Source organism: Cryobacterium lactosi (assembly GCF_004403945.1).
Taxonomy (GTDB): Bacteria; Actinomycetota; Actinomycetes; order Actinomycetales; family Microbacteriaceae; genus Cryobacterium; species Cryobacterium lactosi.
Genome location: NZ_SOHM01000025.1, coordinates 21,565 through 41,314 on the forward strand (window position 1 = coordinate 21,565; position 19,750 = coordinate 41,314).

General features: G+C 68.7%; 17 protein-coding genes and 1 tRNA gene. 4 read left to right on the forward strand and 14 right to left on the reverse strand.

The annotated features are described in order from the left end of the window. Nucleotides 1-145 precede the first annotated feature (145 nt). Nucleotides 146-219: transfer RNA gene (locus E3T61_RS10705), tRNA-Met, on the forward strand. 42 nt (nucleotides 220-261) lie between these two features. Here the strand turns inward: E3T61_RS10705 and arsA are convergent. After that, nucleotides 262-2,106, reverse strand: coding sequence for an arsenical pump-driving ATPase (gene arsA / locus E3T61_RS10710; RefSeq protein WP_134640853.1), 1,845 nt, complete (start codon nucleotides 2,104-2,106; stop codon nucleotides 262-264). After that, nucleotides 2,106-2,522 (reverse strand): arsenite efflux transporter metallochaperone ArsD, encoded by a 417-nt coding sequence (gene arsD, locus E3T61_RS10715; RefSeq protein WP_134640854.1) that lies wholly within the window; start codon nucleotides 2,520-2,522, stop codon nucleotides 2,106-2,108. Before arsD ends, arsA begins: the two co-directional genes overlap by 1 nt. Before the next feature lie 228 nt (nucleotides 2,523-2,750). On the opposite strand from arsD, the gene E3T61_RS10720 reads away from it, so the two are divergent. After that, entirely contained in the window at nucleotides 2,751-3,185 is a 435-nt protein-coding gene (locus tag E3T61_RS10720; protein WP_134640855.1) for an arsenate reductase ArsC, read from the forward strand. A gap of 10 nt (nucleotides 3,186-3,195) precedes the next feature. Then, nucleotides 3,196-3,855, forward strand: a complete 660-nt coding sequence (locus tag E3T61_RS10725) for an arsenate reductase/protein-tyrosine-phosphatase family protein (protein ID WP_134640856.1) — start codon at nucleotides 3,196-3,198, stop codon at nucleotides 3,853-3,855. Between the two features lie 102 nt (nucleotides 3,856-3,957). On the opposite strand, the gene adhE is transcribed toward E3T61_RS10725, so the two are convergent. From adhE to E3T61_RS10775, 10 genes are all read right to left on the reverse strand, one after another. Continuing rightward, complete coding sequence (adhE, locus tag E3T61_RS10730; protein ID WP_174777006.1) at nucleotides 3,958-6,711, reverse strand: bifunctional acetaldehyde-CoA/alcohol dehydrogenase; 2,754 nt, start codon at nucleotides 6,709-6,711, stop codon at nucleotides 3,958-3,960. Nucleotides 6,712-6,913: 202 nt separating this feature from the next. Next, complete coding sequence (locus E3T61_RS10735; RefSeq protein WP_134640857.1) at nucleotides 6,914-8,059, reverse strand: cysteine desulfurase family protein; 1,146 nt, start codon at nucleotides 8,057-8,059, stop codon at nucleotides 6,914-6,916. 22 nt (nucleotides 8,060-8,081) lie between these two features. Further along, nucleotides 8,082-8,942 (reverse strand): carboxylating nicotinate-nucleotide diphosphorylase, encoded by an 861-nt coding sequence (nadC, locus tag E3T61_RS10740; RefSeq protein ID WP_134640858.1) that lies wholly within the window; start codon nucleotides 8,940-8,942, stop codon nucleotides 8,082-8,084. Then, nucleotides 8,936-10,612 (reverse strand): L-aspartate oxidase, encoded by a 1,677-nt coding sequence (gene nadB / locus E3T61_RS10745; protein WP_134640859.1) that lies wholly within the window; start codon nucleotides 10,610-10,612, stop codon nucleotides 8,936-8,938. The genes nadC and nadB overlap by 7 nt, the downstream gene beginning before the upstream one ends. A 2-nt stretch (nucleotides 10,613-10,614) precedes the next feature. Next, a complete protein-coding gene (nadA, locus tag E3T61_RS10750; protein WP_134640860.1) occupies nucleotides 10,615-11,931 on the reverse strand; it encodes a quinolinate synthase NadA in 1,317 nt (438 codons plus the stop codon). Then, the gene (locus E3T61_RS10755; RefSeq protein ID WP_134640861.1) at nucleotides 11,928-12,671 is read right to left on the reverse strand and encodes an NUDIX hydrolase; all 744 of its coding nucleotides are present in this window, start codon (nucleotides 12,669-12,671) and stop codon (nucleotides 11,928-11,930) included. Before E3T61_RS10755 ends, nadA begins: the two co-directional genes overlap by 4 nt. Before the next feature lie 127 nt (nucleotides 12,672-12,798). Next, the gene (locus tag E3T61_RS10760; protein WP_134640862.1) at nucleotides 12,799-13,554 is read right to left on the reverse strand and encodes a polyprenol monophosphomannose synthase; all 756 of its coding nucleotides are present in this window, start codon (nucleotides 13,552-13,554) and stop codon (nucleotides 12,799-12,801) included. 3 nt (nucleotides 13,555-13,557) lie between these two features. After that, a complete protein-coding gene (locus tag E3T61_RS10765; protein WP_134640863.1) occupies nucleotides 13,558-15,105 on the reverse strand; it encodes a glycosyltransferase family 39 protein in 1,548 nt (515 codons plus the stop codon). A gap of 108 nt (nucleotides 15,106-15,213) precedes the next feature. After that, nucleotides 15,214-16,593, reverse strand: coding sequence for a sensor histidine kinase (locus E3T61_RS10770; protein WP_166793206.1), 1,380 nt, complete (start codon nucleotides 16,591-16,593; stop codon nucleotides 15,214-15,216). A 13-nt stretch (nucleotides 16,594-16,606) separates the two neighbouring features. Then, nucleotides 16,607-17,281, reverse strand: a complete 675-nt coding sequence (locus tag E3T61_RS10775; RefSeq protein ID WP_134640865.1) for a response regulator transcription factor — start codon at nucleotides 17,279-17,281, stop codon at nucleotides 16,607-16,609. A gap of 105 nt (nucleotides 17,282-17,386) precedes the next feature. On the opposite strand from E3T61_RS10775, the gene E3T61_RS10780 reads away from it, so the two are divergent. Continuing rightward, nucleotides 17,387-18,208 carry a carbon-nitrogen hydrolase family protein gene (locus E3T61_RS10780; protein ID WP_134640866.1) on the forward strand — a complete coding sequence of 274 codons (822 nt, stop codon included), beginning with the start codon at nucleotides 17,387-17,389 and terminating at the stop codon, nucleotides 18,206-18,208. A 13-nt stretch (nucleotides 18,209-18,221) separates the two neighbouring features. Here the strand turns inward: E3T61_RS10780 and E3T61_RS10785 are convergent, their stop codons facing one another. Together E3T61_RS10785 and E3T61_RS10790 are read right to left on the reverse strand one after the other, a co-directional pair. Then, nucleotides 18,222-18,608: a DUF7882 family protein gene (locus tag E3T61_RS10785; RefSeq protein WP_241992509.1), complete on the reverse strand. Its 387-nt coding sequence runs from the start codon at nucleotides 18,606-18,608 to the stop codon at nucleotides 18,222-18,224. A gap of 93 nt (nucleotides 18,609-18,701) precedes the next feature. Then, nucleotides 18,702-19,697: an alpha/beta fold hydrolase gene (locus E3T61_RS10790; protein ID WP_134640867.1), complete on the reverse strand. Its 996-nt coding sequence runs from the start codon at nucleotides 19,695-19,697 to the stop codon at nucleotides 18,702-18,704. Nucleotides 19,698-19,750: the final 53 nt, after the last annotated feature.

Consider the following 19,750-nt stretch of genomic DNA (forward strand, 5'->3'; position numbering starts at 1 on the left):
CGGGTGGTGCGCCGGGGAAACCCCGGTCGCACCACCCGCGTTCTGTGTGCCAGGCACCGATGCCGGACCCGACCGAGTGCGACTCGCCCGGGGGGAGGGGCCGATTCGAGGGGCTTGGAGAACTGTGGTAACTTAGTTCTTGTAGCGCGGGGTGGAGCAGTTCGGTAGCTCGCTGGGCTCATAACCCAGAGGTCGTAGGTTCAAATCCTGCCCCCGCAACAAGAAAAAGTCCCGGTCTCGAAAGAGACCGGGACTTTTGCGTTAACGGCCCGACAGGCCGGCCAGGGCCGGAATGCCGATCGGCTCGACGGCCAGCAGCGGAACCACGATCGTGCGGGCAGCGTATCGGTGCACCGCGTCGATCTCGGGCAGTTCGTTGGCCGCACGGCGCTGAAGCAACGGGGAGGTCGGTGCCGCCGCCGCGATCGAGTTGTTCACTATCCACGCCCACGGCTCGATACCGGCTCGACGCAGGTCCTCCTGCAGCCCGGCGGCCTCGAGCACCGGGGTGGTCTCGGCCAGGGTCACCAGAAGGACCTTGGTCTGGGCCGGATCCTGCAGCTTCATCATCGGGGTGACGAAGTGCATCGTGGTGCCCATTTGACGGGCGACCTCGCGGTGATAGGACCCCGTCGCATCCAGCAGTAGCAGGGTGTGCCCGGTGGGGGCGGTGTCGAGCACCACGAACTTGTTCCTGGCTTCCCTGGTCACCCTGGAGAAGGCCTGGAAGACGGCAATCTCCTCGGTGCACGGCGACCGGAGGTCCTCGCGAAACATGGCCAGGCCCTGCTCGTCGAGGCGGGCGCCCTTGGTGGCCAGGACGTGCTCCGTGTAACGCTTGATTTCCACCGCCGGGTCGATGCGGGAAACCTCGAGGTTGGTGAGCTCGCCGTCGAGCGTGTCGGTCAGGTGCGCGGCGGGGTCTGTCGTGGTCAGGTGAACGGCAAAGCCGCGTTCGGCCAGGGCGACGGCGACGGCGGCGGCCATGGTGGTCTTGCCCACACCGCCCTTGCCCATCAGCATCACCAGGCCGTGGTCGTCGGCGGCGATCTGATCGACCAGGGTCGAGAGGCCGACGGCACCGAGCTGCGCCGCATCGGACGAGTTGCCCCTGTGCACGGGGGCATCTGGTCCGGACGTGAGCAGCTCGGCGGCAGAGTCCATGCCCACGGCGGTGCCGTCGCGGGGGAGCAGGCTGCGGAGTGCGGGCAGGCCCACCATATTCGCGGCCATCAGGGGCAGGTAGCCGGTGGGCAGCGCAGCCAAGGCCGGGTCGCGGGCGTCGAGAGCGCGCCGCTCACGTCGGCGGATGGCGGCGGCCAGCGGGTCGGCATTCTCGCCCGGCAGCACCCCGTTCACGACGAGGTACTGACGGCTCATGCCAATGGCGGCCAGTTCACCGTGGGTTCTCGCGGCCTCCGCGAGAGTGGACTGCTGGGCGCGGGCCACGAGCACCAGCCGGGTGCGCTCAGGATCACCGAGAGCATCCACAGCCTGGGCGTACACGGCGCGCTGCTTCTCGAGGCCGGACAGCGGGCCCAGGCAGGACGGGTCGCCCTTGCCCGTGGTGAGGAAGTCGGTCCAGTCGCCGGGCAGTTGCAGCAACCGGATGGTGTGCCCGGTCGGTGCGGTGTCGAAGACGATGTGGTCGTACGCGGCGGTCCACGCGGCATCCGTGAGCAGGTCGGTGAACTCGTTGAACGAGGCGATCTCGGTGGTGCAGGCGCCGGAGAGCTGCTCCTCGATCGAGGCGACTTCTGCGGCGGGCAGCAGGCCACGGACCGGGCCCACGATGCGTTCGCGGTACTGCTGGACGGCCTGCTCCGGGTCGATCTCCAGCGCAGCGAGCCCGGGCACGGCGTCAATCCGCGTCACGGTGTTGCCGATGGTGACACCGAAGACCTGGCCGACATTCGAAGCCGGGTCGGTGCTGACCAGAAGCACGGATGCGCCGCCCTCGGCCAGCCGGATGGCGCTCGCGCAGGCGATGGAGGTCTTGCCCACGCCGCCCTTGCCGGTGAAGAAGAGAAACCGTGGGGCATCCGCCAGGAAGGCGGGGGAGGTGAGGCTGTCTGTGCCTGGAAGAGTGTCGGTGCCCAGCGGCATCAGCAACAGCCTTCGCCCGCCCCGCCGCCACAGCAGCCGGCATCGGCTGCGTCGGGCGTGGCCGCGGGCTGGGCGGACGCCAGCAGCGACGGCCGGTCCTCGACCGCGGGAGCGCCCAGACCGGCCCACCTGGCGAGTTCGGGGCGGGACGGGTAGCGCCCGGTGAGCACGGTGGCACCGTCGACCATCGTGACCGGCAGTCCTTCCTGGCCCACTGTGTGCAGGAAGCTGCGCACGGTCTCGTTCTCGGCGAATGCGAGCGGTTCCTGGGCGAGGTTGAACCGGCGCACGTTGCCACCGGCCGAGGTCGCCCAGTCGATGTCTGCCGACACCGTCACAAGCTGCTGGTCGACGTCGACCCCGCAGATGCCGGTGCCGCAGCACAGGCCCGGTTCGAAGATCTGGATGGTCGTCATGGGAGCCTCTGATCCGCCGGGTGACAAGACACACTGTCGGGCACGTCCAGCCCCTCCAGTATATCGACGTTCATCGATTTCTAATATGGTGTCCGGCGCTCGTCGCCAGGTGAACGGACGTTGAACAGGAGGCGTCCAGGGCGTGACGGATCGGCCCCGGATGCCGATGTTGCCGTGAATCGTCTATATTGACAGATGTCGATCAATCGCAATCCGAAGGAAGCCCTCATGCCTGACATCACTGCCGGTTCGTCCGCCGCCAAGCCCACGGTCCTGTTCGTCTGCGTGCACAACGCGGGCCGGTCCCAGATGGCCGCCGGCTACCTTTCGGCGCTCTCCCAGGGGCAGGTAGAGGTGCTCTCGGCCGGCTCGGAGCCGAAGGACCAGATCAACCCGGTGGCCATCCAGGCGATGGCCGAGGACGGCATCGACATCGCGAACAACGTGCCCAAAATCCTCACCGTCGAGGCCGTCAAGGACTCCGATGTCGTGATCACCATGGGTTGCGGCGATGCCTGCCCGATCTTCCCCGGCAAGCGCTACGAGGACTGGGAGCTGGCCGACCCGGCCGGCCAGGGCATCGAGTCGGTGCGCCCGATCCGCGACGACATCAAGGCGCGCATCCAGAAGCTGCTCGCCGAGATCCTGCCCGCCACCGTTTAGCCCCGCGACAATGGATGTTTCGGACCGTCGTCCCTTGCCCGGGCTCGCCTACCCTGAGGCGTACCTGCACCGTCTGGCCGATGAGCTGTCGGTCAAGTTCTCCGGCATCTTCGGTCTCGAGACCGTGGAGCGGTACGTGCTGGAGTCCTACACCGGTCTGTTGCGCGGCTCGACGGTGCGCGCGCACGTCGCCGCTCGCACGGTGCGGTTCGCCACCGACCGGCTGACGGCGCTGGCCCAAGCCAAGGGTGCGATCACGCGCGACGTCCCCGAGGTGCTCTTCGTGTGTGAGCAGAACGCGGGCCGGTCCCAGATGGCCGCCGTACTCACGGCGCATCTCTCGGGCGGACGGGTGCACGTGCGCAGCGCCGGGTCGATGCCGACCGGTGAGATCCACGCCACCGTGGTCGAAGCCATGCGTGAGATCGGCCTGGACCTGGGCGAGGAATTCCCCAAGCCGCTCACCGACGACGTGGTGCAGGCAGCCGACGTGGTCGTGACCATGGGCTGCGGAGACGCATGCCCGGTCTACCCGGGCAAGCGTTACCAGGACTGGGAGTTGGACGACCCGGCCGGGCAGTCCCTTGAAACCGTGCGCGGCATTCGCGACAAGATCAGGGCGCAGGTCCTGGCCCTGCTCGACAGCGTGGGGGTGCGGGCAGAGGCTTGAGCCGCACCGGGCCTCGCCCGGGTAACGCAGAACGGCCCCGCACGAGTGTGCGGGGCCGTTGTGGTGGTGCAGGTCGAACGGGTGCTGCTGTGACCGTTGAGCCTACTTGCCGGCCTTGCGGGCCGGCTTCTTGGCGTCGGCGGCCGGGGCGGCAACCTCTGCACCGGTCTCGAGCGCGGCGTCACCCACGGCTGCGCGGCCAGCGCGAACCTCGGCGAACGACGTGCCGTAGTACGCGGCTTCCATGAGGGTCTTCATGTCGTCCAGCATCGGCATCCGGGGGTTGGCCGGTGCGCACTGGTCGCCGTAGGCGCCCATGGCGAGCGAGTCGAGGCGGCTGATGAAGTCTTCCTCCGGCACGCCCTGTGCCTGGAAGGACGGCTTGATGCCGACCTTGTCGCGCAGCTGCTCGACGGCCTTGGCGTAGGACTCGACGCCCTCGGCGGGGGTCGAAGCCGGGAGGCCGAGGTGCTTGGCGATCTCCTGGAAGCGCTCCGGGGCGATGTAGTGCTCGTACTTGGGCCAGCTGGTCAGCTTGGTCGGCACGGTGCCGTTGTACCGGATCACGTGCGGCAGGTAGGTCGCGTTGACCCGGCCGTGGATCAGGTGCAGCTGCGCGCCGGTGACGTGCGCCATGGCGTGGACTATGCCCAGGAAGGCGTTACCGAAGGCCATGCCCGAGATCGATGCGGCGTTGTGCATCTTCTCGCGGGCCTTGATCACGGTGTCGTCGGTGCTGCCGATGGTGCCCTTGACGCTGGTTTCGATGTTCTCGAAGATCAGCTTGATCGCGTGCAGGCACAGGCCGTCGGTGAAGTCGTTCGCGTAGACCGAGACGTACGCCTCAGTGGCGTGGGTCAGGGCGTCGAAGCCGGAGTCGGCGGCGAGGAACGATGGCATCATGGCCGTGAGCACGGGGTCGATGATCGCGACGGACGGGATCAGCGCGTAGTCGGCCAGCGGGTACTTGACACCGGTGACGTCGTCGGTGATGACGGCGAACGGGGTCATTTCGCTGCCGGTACCCGAGGTGGTCGGGATACAGACTAGCTTGGCGAGCTCACCGAGGTCGGGGAACTTGAACGCGCGCTTGCGCACGTCGAAGAACTTTTCCTTCATGTCGGAGAATTCGATTTCGGGGTGTTCGTACAGCAGCCACATGACCTTCGCGGCGTCCATCGGAGATCCGCCACCGAGGGCGATGATGGTGTCCGGCTTGAAGGCGCGCATTTCTTCTGCGCCCTTCTCGACGGCGGCAACGGTGGGCTCGGGGAGCACGTTGTCGATGATCTGCAGGGCAACGCGGCCCTCGCGGCGGTTGAGCACGTCGAGTATCTTGTCGACGAAGCCCAGGCGGGTCATGGTCGAGTCGGTGACGATGGTGACCCGGGTGACGTCGCGCATGTCGGCCAGGTACCGGATGGCGTTCGGCTCGAAGTAGGTCTTCGCGGGGATCTTGAACCACTGCAAGTTGTTGTTCCTCCGGCCGATGCGCTTGATGTTGATCAGGTTGATCGCTGACACGTTGTTCGACACGGAGTTGTGTCCGTACGAACCACAGCCCAGCGTGAGCGAGGGGATGAACGCGTTGTAGATGTCACCGATGCCACCGAGCGAGCTGGGGGCGTTGGTGATGATGCGGACAGCCTTGACGCGCTTGCCGAATTCCTCGATGATTGCGGGGTTCTCGCTGTGGATCGAGCCCGAGTGGCCCAGTCCGTCGAATTCCACCATCTGCTCGGAGAGCGAGATGCCCTCTTCGGCATCCTTGGCGTGCATGACGGCGAGAACCGGTGCGAGCTTTTCGCGGGTCATCGGCTCGTGCGGGCCGACGCCGGAGACCTCGACCAGGATGATGGACGTGTCTTCGGGAACGCTGAAGCCGGCCTGCTGAGCGATCCACACCGGCGACTTGCCGACGACGTTCGGGTTCAGCTTGGCGCCGGCGCAGTTCTCCGAGTTGGCCTGTACACCGAAGATGAATTCTTCGAGGAGGGCCTTCTCTTCTTTGTTGGTGCGGTACGCGTGCAGGATCTTGAACTCGGCCATGGCCTCGTTGTAGAGGGGCTCTTCGATGATGACGGCCTGCTCTGAGGCGCAGATCATGCCGTAGTCGAAGGCCTTCGAGAGCACGACGTCGTTGACGGCACGCTTGAGCTTGGCGCTCTTCTCGATGAAGGCGGGCACGTTTCCGGCGCCGACGCCCAGGGCGGGCTTGCCGCAGGAGTACGCGGCGCGAACCATAGCGTTACCACCGGTTGCGAGGATGAGGGCCACACCGGGGTGGTTCATCAGCAGGGTGGACGCTTCGAGGGAAGGCTGTTCGATCCACTGGATGCAGTTGGCGGGGGCGCCGGCTGCGATGGCAGCGTCGCGGACGACGCGTGCGGCGGCGGCGGAGGATTCCTGCGCGGCCGGGTGGAAGCCGAAGATGATGGGGTTGCGGGTCTTGAGCGCGATGAGGGACTTGAAGATCGCGGTGGACGTACAGTTCGTGACCGGGGTGATGCCACAGATGACGCCGACGGGCTCGGCGATCTCGGTGATGCCGGTGAGCTCGTCGCGGCTGATGATGCCCACGGTCTTGAGGTTCTGCATGCTGTTGGTGACGTGCTCGCAAGCGAAGAGGTTCTTCACGGCCTTGTCTTCGAAGACACCACGACCGGTCTCGGCGACGGCGTGCACGGCGAGCGTGGCGTGCTGGGACAGAGCGGCGACGGAGGCCTTCTTGACGATGAAGTCGATCTGCTCCTGGGTGAAGTCAGCGTAATCCTTCAGCGCGACGTTGCCGGCGGCAACCAAGGTGTCGATCTGCGTAGCTATGGGAGTGGCGACTGGTTGGTCTGTGATCGTCATAGTTTTCCTCCTGGACAACCCGATCTGGGATCTTTGTCTCTGGTTCAAACATAGAGCGCAGCACCACCCAGAACACGGGCCAAAGGTCCCACCTCCCCGCCATTTCCCGCCCGTTCAGCATCCGTTCGCCCAGGCCTAATTGTTGCCCGAACGGACAATTGCGCCCGGCGCACCGGGCGCAATTGTCCGTTCGGGGGAACAGTTATGACGTGGCGAGGCCGCGCACGGCGGCGACCGCGTCGTGCACCCGGGCGGCGGCCTCGGTGAGGTCCGCGGCCGTGGTACCCGCTGACAGGGTGAACCGCACGGCGGTCTGGGCCAGGTCGGCGGGGATGCCGAGGGCGGTGAGCACGTGCGACGGCTCGTCGCTGCCGGCGGCGCAGGCCGACCCGCTCGAGCAGACGATGTCGTGTCGTTCCAGTTCGAGCAGCACGGCCTCGCCGCCGGTTCCGGCGAAGGTGAAGGAGGCGTGGCCGGGCAGCCGGTGCAGCGGATGCCCGGTGAGCGCGGCCCCCGGCGTGCCGGTGAGCACGGCGGCCACGAAGGTGTCCCGCAGCGCGGTCAGCCGGGGCGTGAGCCCTGTGCGTTCGGCCTCGGCGAGCCTGAGGGCGACCGCCAGTCCCACGGCACCGGCCACGTTCTCGGTGCCGCTGCGCTTGCCGCGCTCCTGGCCGCCGCCGTGCAGCACCGGTTCGACAGTGAGCCGGCCGCGCAGGTAGAGCGCGCCGATGCCCGGGGAGGCGCCGAGCTTGTGCCCGGAGATGCTCAGAGCATCGACGCCGAGGTCTGCCGCGTTCAGCGGCAGCCAGCCGGCGGCCTGCACGGCGTCGGTGTGGAAGGGCACCCCGGCGGCGCGGGCAATTGCGGCGAGCTCGGCGATGGGCTGCACGGTGCCGATCTCGTTGTTGGCGTAGTGCACGGTGACGAGGGTGCTCTCCGGCCTGATGACCTGGGCGAGTTCGACGGGGTCGACCCGGCCGGTGGTATCCGTGCCCAGCAGGGTGATCTCGAACCCGTGCACCCGGTGCAGGTAGTCGCAGGACTCGAGCACGGCCTCGTGTTCGAGTGCGGTGGTGATGATGTGCCGGCCGCGGGGGCTGCCGAGCGCGAGCCCCTTGACCGCGAGGTTGTCGGCCTCGGTGCCGCCGCTGGTGATGGTGATCTCACCCGGCCGGCAGCCGAGCACCCGGGCGATGTCGGCCCTGGCGGCCTTGAGCGTGGCCGCGGCGGCCTCGCCCACCCGGTGGTGGCTGGACGGGTTGCCGAAGCCTCGGGTCATGACCGGCCAGATGGCTTCGGCCACCTCGCGGCGGAGCGGTGTGGTGGCCGCGTTGTCCAGGTAGATCATGGCTGTTCCGCCCCTGCTGGTTTCAATCCTCGGTGATGATCACGACGTCGAGGCCGAGGTCGAGGGAACGCACGCTGTGGGTGAGGGCGCCCACCGAGATCACGTCGACACCGGATTCGGCGATGCGGCGCACGGTGTCCAGCGACACCCCGCCGCTGGCCTCAACGATGGCGCGGCCGGCGACCCGGCGCACGCCCTCGCGCAGGTCGCCCGCGTCGAAGTTGTCGAGCATGATGGTGTCGATGCCCGCGGCGAGCACCGGTTCGATCTGGTCGAGGGTGTCCACCTCCACCTCGAAGTGGGTGGTGTGCGAGAGCTTGGCGCGCACGGCGAGCAGGGCGTCGGTGAGGCCGATGCCGCCGGCGCTGAGCACGGCCAGGTGGTTGTCCTTGGCCATCACGGCGTCGGACAGGCTGAACCGGTGGTTGTGGCCGCCTCCGTCGCGCACGGCCTGGCGTTCGAGTGCGCGCAGGCCCGGTGTGGTTTTGCGGGTGTCGACGATGCGGGCGTTGGTGCCGACGGTCTCTGCCACGTAGCGGGCGGTGAGCGCGGCGATGCCGCTCATGCGCTGCACGAAGTTGAGTCCGATGCGTTCGGCCGTGAGGATGCCGCGGGCCGGGCCCGAGGCCTCGGCGAGCAGCTCGCCGGCGGCGAACGGGGTGCCGTCGGCCAGGTGCAGGTGCACCACGATGCGTGGGTCGACGAGGCGGAAGGCGGCGGCGAACACGGCCCCGCCGCTGAAGACGCCGGGTTCCCTGGCGACGAGCTGGGCCGTGGCCACGGCGTCGACCGGGATCAGCATTTCGGAGGTGAGGTCGCCCCAGGGGGCGTCCTCGTCGAGGGCGGCGCGCACGACGGTGTCGATGGCGTGACTGGTCAGCATGCGATGGCCTCCGAGGGCTGCGGTGATGAGGGCTGTGACGAAACAGAAATCAGGTTGCGGGACTTCAGGTCCCGGCGGCGGGTGACGTGTGGCCGGGCCAGCTCGGGCCTGCTGTCGGGGAAGTCGGCGCGGTGGTGGGCTCCGCGGGATTCCTCCCGGGCGAGGGCGGCGGCCACGATCAGGCGGCCGAGATCGAGCAGGTTGCCGGTTTCCAGCTCGGCGACGGACGCCGTGTCGCGGTCGGCGGCCCGCCAGCCGGCCAGCGTCACCGCGGCGCGGGTGAGTCCGGCGCCCGAGCGGTGCACGCCGGCGGCCTCCCAGAGGAGTTGTTGCAGTGCGCCGCGGTCGACGCTCACCCCGGTGGCGATGGTCTTGCGTGCACTGTCGAGCTCGTAGGCGAGCTCGTCGTCGAGGTCGGTGCCGCTGGGGTAGCCGGCCGTGGCCGCTTCGTCGCCGAACCGCGGTGCCTGCTGCTCGGGTTCACCCAGTGCGCGCACGGCCCGGTCGGCGAAGACGGCGGCTTCGAGCAGCGAGTTGGAGGCCAGCCGGTTGGCGCCGTGGGCGCCGGTGCGGGCTACCTCGCCCACGGCGTAGAGCCCGGGCAGGGAGGTGCGGCCCCACGCATCGGTGGCGACGCCGCCCATCCAGTAGTGCGCGGCCGGTGCGACCGGGATGGCTTCGACGGCCCAGTCCAGGCCCGCGTCGCGGCAGGCCGCCGTGATGGTGGGGAAGCGGCCTTCGAGCAGCTCACGGCCGAGGCCGGTGGCGTCGAGCATGACCGGGGCGCCGCCCTGCGCCTTCATCTGGGCGGCGATGCTGCGGGCGACGATGTCGCGGGGCGCGAGTTCGGCATCCGGATGGATGGCCGTCATGAAGCGTTCACCGGTGCTGCTGAGCAGCACGGCTCCCTCGCCGCGCACGGCCTCCGAGACCAAGGGAGTGCCGGGAACCGCCAGGGCGGTGGGGTGGAACTGGTAGAACTCGACATCGGCGACGGCCGCGCCGGCGCGCCAGGCGGCGGCGACGCCGTCGCCGGTGGCGATGGCTGGATTCGTCGTGTGCGTGTAGAGCGCGCCGGCGCCGCCGGTGGCGAGGATCACGGCGTCGACAGTCACGGTGGGTCTGGCACCGCCGGACTCGAGCAGGGTGGCGCCGGTGACCCGGCCGTCATGCACGACGAGGTCGACGAGCATGCTGTGTTCGTGGATGGTGATCTGGTCGCCGCCGAGCGCGTGGGCACGGTTCGCCCGTTCCCGCACCGTGGCCACCAGGGCGGCCTCGATCGCGGCGCCGGTGGCGTCGCCGCCGGCGTGCAGCACCCGGGAGCGGGAGTGCGCGGCTTCGAGCCCACGGGTGATACCGGATTCGTCGCGGTCGAAGTCGACCCCGAACCGGATCAGGTCGCGCACCCGGGCCGGGCCCTCCGAGCAGAGCACCTGCACAGCGGCCGGGTCGCACAGCCCGGCGCCCGCCCGCAGGGTGTCGAGGATGTGCGCATCCACCGAATCGTCGGGGAACAGCGCCGCGGCGATGCCGCCCTGGGCATAGCGGGTATTGCTCTCGGGCAGCGCGGCCTTGGTCACCAGGGTCACCCGGTGCCCGGTGTCGGTGGCCCGCACGGCGGCGAGCAGGCCGGCGAGTCCGCTGCCGACGACCAGCACACGTGCCATGGTCAGGCTCCCACCGGGGTGGCAACCGGCGGCTTGGCCGCGAGCATCCGCTCGAGAGCGATCCGGGCATGCCCGGCCACATCGTCGGCCACGGTGATGCGGTTGAGCACTTCGGCGGGCACGTCTTCGGTGCCCACGAGCGCCTCGAGCACCCAGGCGAGGTAGCCGGAGTGGATGCGGTACATGGTTGAGCAGGGGCAGACCACCGGGTCGAGGCAGAAGATGGTGTGTTGCGGGTACTGGGCGGCTAGGCGCTGCACGAGGTTGATCTCGGTGCCGATCGCGAACGTCGAGCCGGCCGGGGCGGCCGCGATGGCCTTGGCGATGTAATCGGTGGAGCCGTATTCGTCAGCGGCGTCGACGACGGCCATCGGGCACTCGGGGTGCACGATCACTCGCACGCCGGGGTGCTCGGCACGTGCGGCGTCGATCTGGTCGACGGTGAATCGGCGGTGCACACTGCAGAAGCCGTGCCAGAGGATCACCTGCGAGTTCTCCAGCTCGTTCTCGGTGTTGCCGCCGAGGGGCTTGCGCGGGTTCCACATCGGCATCCGGTCGAGGGGCACGCCCATGGCCTTGGCGGTGTTGCGGCCCAGGTGCTGGTCGGGGAAGAACAGCACCCGCTGGCCGCGTTCGAAGGCCCACTCGAGCACGGTTTCGGCGTTCGAGGAGGTGCAGACGATGCCGCCGTGCTCGCCGCAGAAGCCCTTGAGTGCGGCGGAGGAGTTCATGTAGGTGACCGGGATCACGGGTACGCGCCCGTCGGCATCCGGTTCGGTGCCGTAGAGCTCCTCGAGCTGTTCCCAGCACTCGGTGACGGAGTCGATGTCGGCCATGTCGGCCATGGAACAGCCGGCGGCGAGGTTGGGCAGGATCACGGCCTGCTCGGGGCGGGAGAGCAGGTCGGCGGTCTCGGCCATGAAATGCACGCCGCAGAAGACGATGGCTTCGGCGTCGGGCCGGCTCTGGGTGGCCACGGCGAGCTGGAACGAGTCACCGACGAAGTCGGCGTGCTGGAGCACCTCCTCGCGCTGGTAGAAGTGGCCGAGCACGACGACCCTCTCGCCCAGGGTGGCCTTGGCGGCGCGGATCCAGTCGCCCAGCTCACCGTTCGAGGCCGTGCGGTACCGCGCGGGCAGCTCGCCCTGGCGGGGGGAGCCGGTGGGGATGACGTCACCCATCGAGGAGCCCGGACCGTAGCCGGGGGCCTTGTCGTCGAAATACCAGGGATCGACGGCGAGGTCTGGCGTACAGGTGCTGCCGGCGGTTTCGCCCGTGCTGATCAAGCGGATGGTGCGGTCGACCGATGCGATGGTCATGTCGTGCTCCTCGGGGGGTGCGGGGTGGATTGGAGGGGAGTCTCCGGCCAGCCGGCCGACGGGCCAAGCGGGCTCTGTTCGGTGAGGGACTGGGAGTCGTTGTAGCGGTAGAGCCGGGGTGGCCGGTGCGGCACGCCGGCCAGTCGGAGGCCGGTGTCGACGACGGTTCCGGACGACTCGATCATGCGGCGGAAGTTCGCCGGGTCCAGTGCGCGGCGCAGGACCGCCTCGTGCACGTCGCGTAACTGGGCCAGGGTGAACGTCTCACCGAGGAAGGCATGCGCGATGCGGGAGTACTCCACTTTGGTGCGCAGACGCCAGAGCGCGTATTCGACGATGTGGTTGTGGTCGAACGCGAGTTCGGGCAGCCGGTCGGCGGGGAACCACTGCACGTTGTCGCCGACGGCGGCGAGTTCGGCCTCGGTGGATTGCACCAGGGCCCAGTAGACGATCGAGACGACCCGGCTGCCCGGGGAACGGCCGAGGTCGCCGAAGGTGTAGAGCTGTTCGAGGTAGTTGGGGGAGAGGCCGGTGGTCTCGCGCAGGGTGCTGGCCGCGGCGGTGGAGAGTTCTTCTTCCGGCGGCAGCCAGCCGCCCGGCAGCGCCCACAGGCCCAGGTAGGGGTCCCTGGTGCGGCGCACCAGGGGCAGCCAGAGCGTCATGAAACCAGACTCCACGTCGGGCCGGAGCGCGAAAATGACCGTCGAAACCGCAAGCACGGGCGGGTGTGGATCGGTCATCGGGGCATCCATCGAGTAAAGGTCAAGGTGACTCTAACGTGATGTCCATCATATAGTCATTGTGACCCGAAGTGGCAACTGCGCTCGCAGTGGCAGCCGCGATGCCCGGAGCGGGTGGGGAGCGGGCTCAGCGTCCAAGCTGGGCGGAGCGCACAGAAGCCGGGTTGCTGTGCCGGGCGCCGCGGCCGGTCAGGCCCCAGATCGTGACCCGCACCATCGCCTCCAGAACGATCCTCCCGCTCATTTTCGAGCTGCCCAGGGTGCGTTCGACAAAGGTGATCGGCACCTCCACCACGCGCAAGCGGGCACGGACGGCGTGCAGCAGCATGTCGATCTGGAAGCAGTAGCCGAGGCTGTCCACGGTGCCGAGCGCCATTTTCTGCAGAGCGTCGGCGCTGTACACCCGGTACCCGCCGGTGACGTCGCGCTGGGGCAGCCGGAGCAGCAGTCGCGAATACACCGAGCCGCCCTGGGAGAGCATCTGGCGGTGCCACGGCCAGTTCTGCACCCGGCCGCCCGGAATCCAGCGGGAACCGAGCACCACATCGGCGGTGCGCGCGGCCGCCAGCAGGTCTGGCAGCTGCTCGGGCTGATGCGAGCCGTCGGCATCCAGCTGCACAAGATAGTCGAAACCGCGTTCCCTGGCCCAGCCGAAGGAGTCGAGGTAGGCCGCGCCGAGGCCGTTCTTCTTGCTGCGGTGCAGAACGTGCACCCGTTCGTCCGATGCCGCGAGCAGGTCAGCCATCGCGCCGGTGCCGTCCGGCGAGGCATCGTCCACGATCAGGACGTGGGCATCAGGCACGCTGGCGCGCACGCGGGCGACGATCGGGCGGATGTTGTCACGCTCGTTGTAGGTGGGAATGATGACCACGGTGGATGGCATGGGTTACCTTGTCATTTCGATGAGGATCGTGCGGTTGATCGTGCGAGACGTCGCGATGGAGAAGCCCGCCTGCCGGAGCACGTCGAGGTCGGTTCCCGCAGTGGTTTCGCTGCTGCCCACGTTCTGCAGCAGCCACACCCGGTGGGTGCCGGCCAGGCGGGAGGTGGCGTCGGCGAGCGGGATCGTGCTGTCCCACAGTCCGTCGCCGTCCTGGAAGGGCTGATCCAGGGTGACGTCGTTGAGCCCGACGAACGCCGCCGGGTAAAGGTGCATGGCCAGGCGCGGGCGGCGAGACGGCCTGGTGCTCTCGTCGAAGACCACGGCGTCTCGTGGCCGGGCCTCGGTGCGCAGGATGTCGGCCGTCTGGCGCCAGTCGCTTCCGTTGTCCTTGGCGAATTCGGTGCGCTGCGCGAGGTAGCCCGGCGCTGCGAGAACGACCACAAGCAGCAGGGTCAGCGCCTGAGCCCAGCGCGGTCGCAGCCCGACGATGCCCACGGCCATCAGGATGGCCGCGGCCGGGGCGCAAAAAGAGAGGTAACGAAACGAGTACATCGGCGAGATCAGGTGGGTGCCGATGAGCAGGGTGGTGCTGGGCACGATCAGCCAGGCCAGCAGGATCAGCAGCTCGGCCCGCGGGGCCCGCTCGAGCGGGAAGCCCGCCGGTCGGTTCAGGAAACGCGGCACGAAGGTGGCCAGGCAGCCGACGGCGATGAGCAACCAGGCCAGGAAAGCCAGTGCCGGCGCACCGAACCACTGCTGCACGGCGGCGTCGAGCACGCCGGCCTGGACGCGGTGGGCCAGGAAGGAGACCTGGTGGCGTTGAGCGATGGACCAGACCAGGATCGGGGACGCGAGGATCAGCGCGACCGCCGCCGCGGCCGTCCAGGCGAGCACGGTGGACCGTCGGCGTTGCCGGCGCAGCAGGAGCACCACGAGCGCGTGCACCGGCACCAGGAGGGCCGCATAGATGAACACGCCGATACCGGCGGCGAGCAGTACCGCGTAGCCGGCCCACAGCGTGACCGACCGGGTCGCGGTGGCAGGTCGCGACCTCACGACGTGCACGAGAAGCACGGAGGACCACACCCCGATCAGCGTGGCCAGGGCCGTTGAACGGGTCTCAGCGCCCATGTAGGTCACCCGGGGCAACATCGCGAAGACGAGGGCGGCGATAACGGCGGCCCGCGGGTTGACGAGCATCCGTGCCAACACGGCGGTGCCCGCGGTCGCGGCGCCGATGAACACGGCGCTGGGGAGCCGGGTGGCGAACTCGGATGCCCCGAACAGGTTGATCCAGCCGTGCAGGAGCAGGTAGTAGATGCCGTGCACGGCATCGACGTTGCCGAGCATCCGAAACAGTGACGGAATGGGCCGCTCGGCGGAGAGCACACTGGCCGCCTCGTCACCCCAATAGGACGGCTGCCAGGAGCCGGCTGCCGAGACCAGGAAGCCGACCAGGCCGAGTAGGGCGGCGGTGCCGGCGAAGCCGCGCCGATCCCGCGCCGTCGGCCCCGAGGCCTCGACGAGCGGAGAGGCGAGAACTATCGTCACATCCAGACCGTAGAACCCTCGGGTTAACGTTTGCCGACCTGGGGTCGCACGCTCCTGCGAAGGTTCTCAGAGTCGCCGAGGCAGACTGTTGTGCTGGTCGGCGTCGATTTAGCGCACGTGCCGCGGCAGCCGGATCTCGACCGCGAGTCCGGTACCGGTGTTGCGCAACAGGACGGTGCCATGGGCACGCTCGACGATGGCGTGCACGATCGCCAGGCCGAGCCCTGAGCCGCCGGAACTGCTCGAACGCGCGTTGTCCGGTCGGGAGAACCTGTCGAAGGCCAGGGGGATGAAGTCCTCCGGCAGGCCGGGGCCGGTGTCGACCACTGTGATGAGTGCCCCGATGCCGGAGCGCATCAGTGAGACCGTGACGCTGCCATGGCCCGCCATCGCCGTGACGGCGTTCGAGATCAGGTTGTCGAGGAGCTGGCCCATGTTGGTGGCCGAGATGCCGTACCGGCCCACCGGGTCGTCATCGTCGATGCGGTAGACCACCTCGAGTTCGTGGCCTTCCCGCACCACCCTGGCCCGGTCGACCGACGCCGTGATCTCACCGACCAGTCCGGCCCAGTCGGTCTCTGGCGGCGCCTGCTCGCTTTCCAGCTTGCTGAGTTCGAGCAGGTTGGTCGCCAGCCGGCTGAGCCGGCCGGCGGTCGCCGACGCGTCGCGGATGTCCCGCTCGAGGGCCGGGGCATCACCGGAATCGAGGTGGGCCAGCTCGAGTTGTGCCTGCAGCACCGCCAGCGGGGTGCGTAGCTCGTGGCTGGCATCCGACACGATCTGTTTTTCGCGGTCCACCCCGCGCCGGAGCCTCTCGATGAAGTCGTTGAGGGTGCGGGCGAGCTGGCTCACCTCGTCCTTGCCGGCGGGCACCCGCAGCTGCGCCGAGGACCCGGTGGTGCTCAGGCTCTCGGCCTCCTCACGCAGGCGGGTCACCGGGCGCAGGGCGGCTCCGGTGAGCAACCACGAGGCCAGCCCGAAGCCCGCGGTGAGGATCAGGGTGCCGAGGGTGAGTACCCCGGTGAGCTCGTCGAGCAGCAGCGTCGGCGCCTGTTGGCTGCGAGCGGCGATGACCAGCCAATCACCGGCATCCGAACTCACCGGCGTCGCCGATACCAGGTAGGTGGCGGCGGGCGTGTCCACGGTCTGCGGTTCGGCGCCCAGCTCGGTGAGAGCTTCGATCTGCCGGTCCAGGCTGCGCGGGAGGGACGACTTGCGTACGGTTCCGGCGGGGTCGACGATCGCGAGCAGCTGGCCCTCGCTCGGGCTTTGAATGGCCTCGGTGGGGTTGGTCGCGAGCTGACCGAGGAGGGACTCGGCATCGTTTCGCAGCATCGTCTCATTCGTCTCCGTGAGGATCGACTGCACCTCGAGGCGGAAGAAGAACGCAGCGGTGCTGAACAGCACCGTGGCGACCAGGAGGCTTCCCACTGTGATGCGCGCGCGGATCGACAGTGCCGGCCACCAGATGCGACGGAGACGACTCACCGGGCGGGCCGCCTCATTCGGCGAGCTCCACGGCGTAACCGCTGCCGCGCACGGTGACGATGCGCACGCCGGCGGCATCCGTGTCGATCTTGCGGCGCAGGTAACTGATGTACTGGTCGACGATGTTGGGGTCGATGTGGTTGGTACCGTTCCAGATCTCTTCGAGGATGGTGGTGCGGTCCACGGTGGTGCCGGCCCTGCTGCAGAGCAGGCGCAGCAACGCCACCTCCTTGGGACTCATCGACACCGCTCGCCCGGCGACGGTGACCCGCAGGTCCCGGGAGTCCAACACCAGGTGGCCGATCTCCAGGGTGGCCGGGGCTCCCATCGACCGGCGGCGCAGCAGGGCGCGCACCCGGGCGGAGAGCTCGGCGAAGGCGAACGGCTTGGTGAGGTAGTCGTCGGCGCCGCTGTCCAGCCCGAAGACCCTGTCGTCGACGGTGTCGCGTGCGGTCAGCAGCAGCACCGGCATGGTGCTGCCAGACTCGCGGATGCGCCGGCAGATCTCGAACCCCGACATCTGCGGCAGCATCACATCGATCGCGGCCAGGCTGAAGCCATCCCCGGCGATGGCGATGAGCGCGTCGATCCCGTTGGAGACCCGTGCGGTCTCGTATCCCTCGGCCTGCAATCCGCGTTCGATGAGGGCGCCCATCTGGTCATCGTCTTCCACGACCAAAATTCTCATCCGTCACCCTTCACTCACATCCAGATCTCATGCTGGCACGTTGCGGGGCGCTTCGCTTGCAACCGGCCGACGGCCAAGCTGGGAAGCCGCCGCTAGGCTGGCGGCATGGTGGATGCGCGCGCTCGAGACGAACTGGGAGTTGCCGTGGCGCAGTTCGCGCCCGGTGCAGATCAGGCCGCGAATCTGGCCGTTATGCGGGAGCTGGCCGGCACCGCCGTGGCCCGCGGGGCGCGCATCGTGGTGTTCCCCGAATACTCCTCCTTCTTCGAGAGCCGGTTGGGCGAGGCCTCCGTGGCTGCCGCCGAGGCCCTCACCGGGCCTTTCGTGACGGCCATTGGCCGGTTGGCGGCCGATCTGGGAGTGCACGTCGTCGCCGGCATGCTCGAACGCACCGCCGACCTCGACCGGGTGCACAACACCCTCGTCGCCGTCGACCCCGCCGGGCAGGTCGTGGCGCGCTACCGCAAACTTCACCTCTACGACGCATTCGGCGCCCGGGAATCCGACCGGGTGCTCGCCGGGTCCATCGAGGCGCCCGAGACCTTCGACGTGGCCGGGATCACCGTGGGTCTGCAGACCTGTTACGACATCAGGTTCCCAGAGGTCACCCGTCGGCTGGTCGATGCCGGCGCCGACCTGGTGCTGGTGCCCGCCGAATGGGTGCGCGGACCGCTCAAGGAACAGCACTGGCGCACCCTCGTGACGGCCCGCGCCCTCGAGAACACCATCTACGTCGCGGCGGCCGACCACGCGCCGCCCGGCGGAGTCGGCGCGAGCATGGTGGTCGACCCGATGGGTGTCGAACTGGTCACACTCGGCGAGACGACGGATGTCGCGCTCGCGTGGATCTCCGCCGCCCGGCTCGCCCAGGTGCGCAGGACCAACCCCGCCCTGGCCCTGCGCCGATTCGGTACCGTGCCGCTGTAGCCCGCCTGCCGCTCTACTCCGGCGCGGCCACCGACGATTTCGGCAGCGCTGACGCCGACTTGACCGCGAACGACACATCCGCGCCGCCCGCGTGACCTGAGTCGATGCAACGCTCCTCGCTTGTGGCGATGAGTCCCTGCGAGCTGTTCGCCGAGCGGGTCAACTGGGCGATCCACTCCGGATTGAGCGTTGGAGTATGCCCGCCGGTGAACTTGAAGTACAGCGGAATCGCCGGATTCATCCACGCCGAACTGCGCCCATCCCCAACGTCGATGGCGTTGCGCCACGAGAAGAGGAAGCTCTCGCCTCTGCGGAGTTTTTGCACGATGACGACTTGCAAATGCGTCAGGATCCTGTCGTCAAATTCAACGACGACCCGGTCGTAGGACAGGGTGCCCATGGGTTTTCACGTTCACTTCCAGATTGGCCACACACGGTGCCGGGAACGGGTGAAAGCGATGATGGGGCACTGACAAGAGAACCGGAGTATTTGTCAACTCTCCTCTGCCTGTCGGGGAAGCGCAAGAGTTCCGGGCGAATGCAGAGCCCGCAGGGCACCCGACGGCCGTTCGACGTGGCCGAAGTGGCCGGTCCGGCCGAGCACCGTGACCTCGAGGTCGGCGATGACGTCGGCCATCCGTCTGTCGTCGTCGGCGGTGACGAACACATCTCGGTCGCCGTGCACGGAGCGCACCGGGCACTCGATGCGTGCCCAGGAGACTTCGGCGTCGTACCGCCCGGCGCGGCGGGCGGCCAGGGCGAAGGAGCGCGGCCGGGCCTCGGCGGCGAGGGCGGCCACCACACTGCCGTCGACCCGGCGGATGTCACCGAACAACGGGGACACCAGTGGGCGCAGCAGGCCAACCCTGTGTAATCCAGCGGCCACGCCGCGCCCGACCGGGCCGAGCGCCGCCAGAACCCGCATGACGCCGAGCAGAGCCGTGAAGCCGGGCAGAACTGCGAACCGGGTGAGCGGATGCCGCACGCTGGTGATGACGCTGAATGTGGTGGCGGACACCAGGCCGACGAAGCTCGTCTGCCGGGGCGTGCTCGCCGCGAGTTCCAGGGCCACGAACCCGCCCAGCGAGTGCCCGAACACCTGCCAGCTCGGGTAGCCCAGGGCCGTGGCGATTTCGGCGACGGCCGCGGCCAACGACTCGATGGTCTCGGCGTCGACGTTGCGCGGCAGGGGAGTGTCGCCCCAACCCGGTAGGTCCGGGATGATCAGGTCGGCCAGCCCGGCACCGGTCTGCCGGTCTGCCGCGCTGATCAAGGGTGTCCACGTGGTCCAGGAGCCGGCCGCGCCATGCAACAGGATCGTTGCGGGGGCGCCCGTGGTCGTGCGGCGGCCGTGGCGCACCGCCACGGGTCCGAGAGCCGTGTCGATCAGGCTCGTCTGCAGGCCGAGCCTGGCCGCGTCACGGGTCAGCGCATCGGGGCAGTAGTCCGTGGCTGCGGCGGACGCCGATACGTCGGAGGTGATGCTCATGACAAGGGTTCGGTGCGCCCGGACGGCCGGATTGGCGCCCGGCCGAGGCTGTG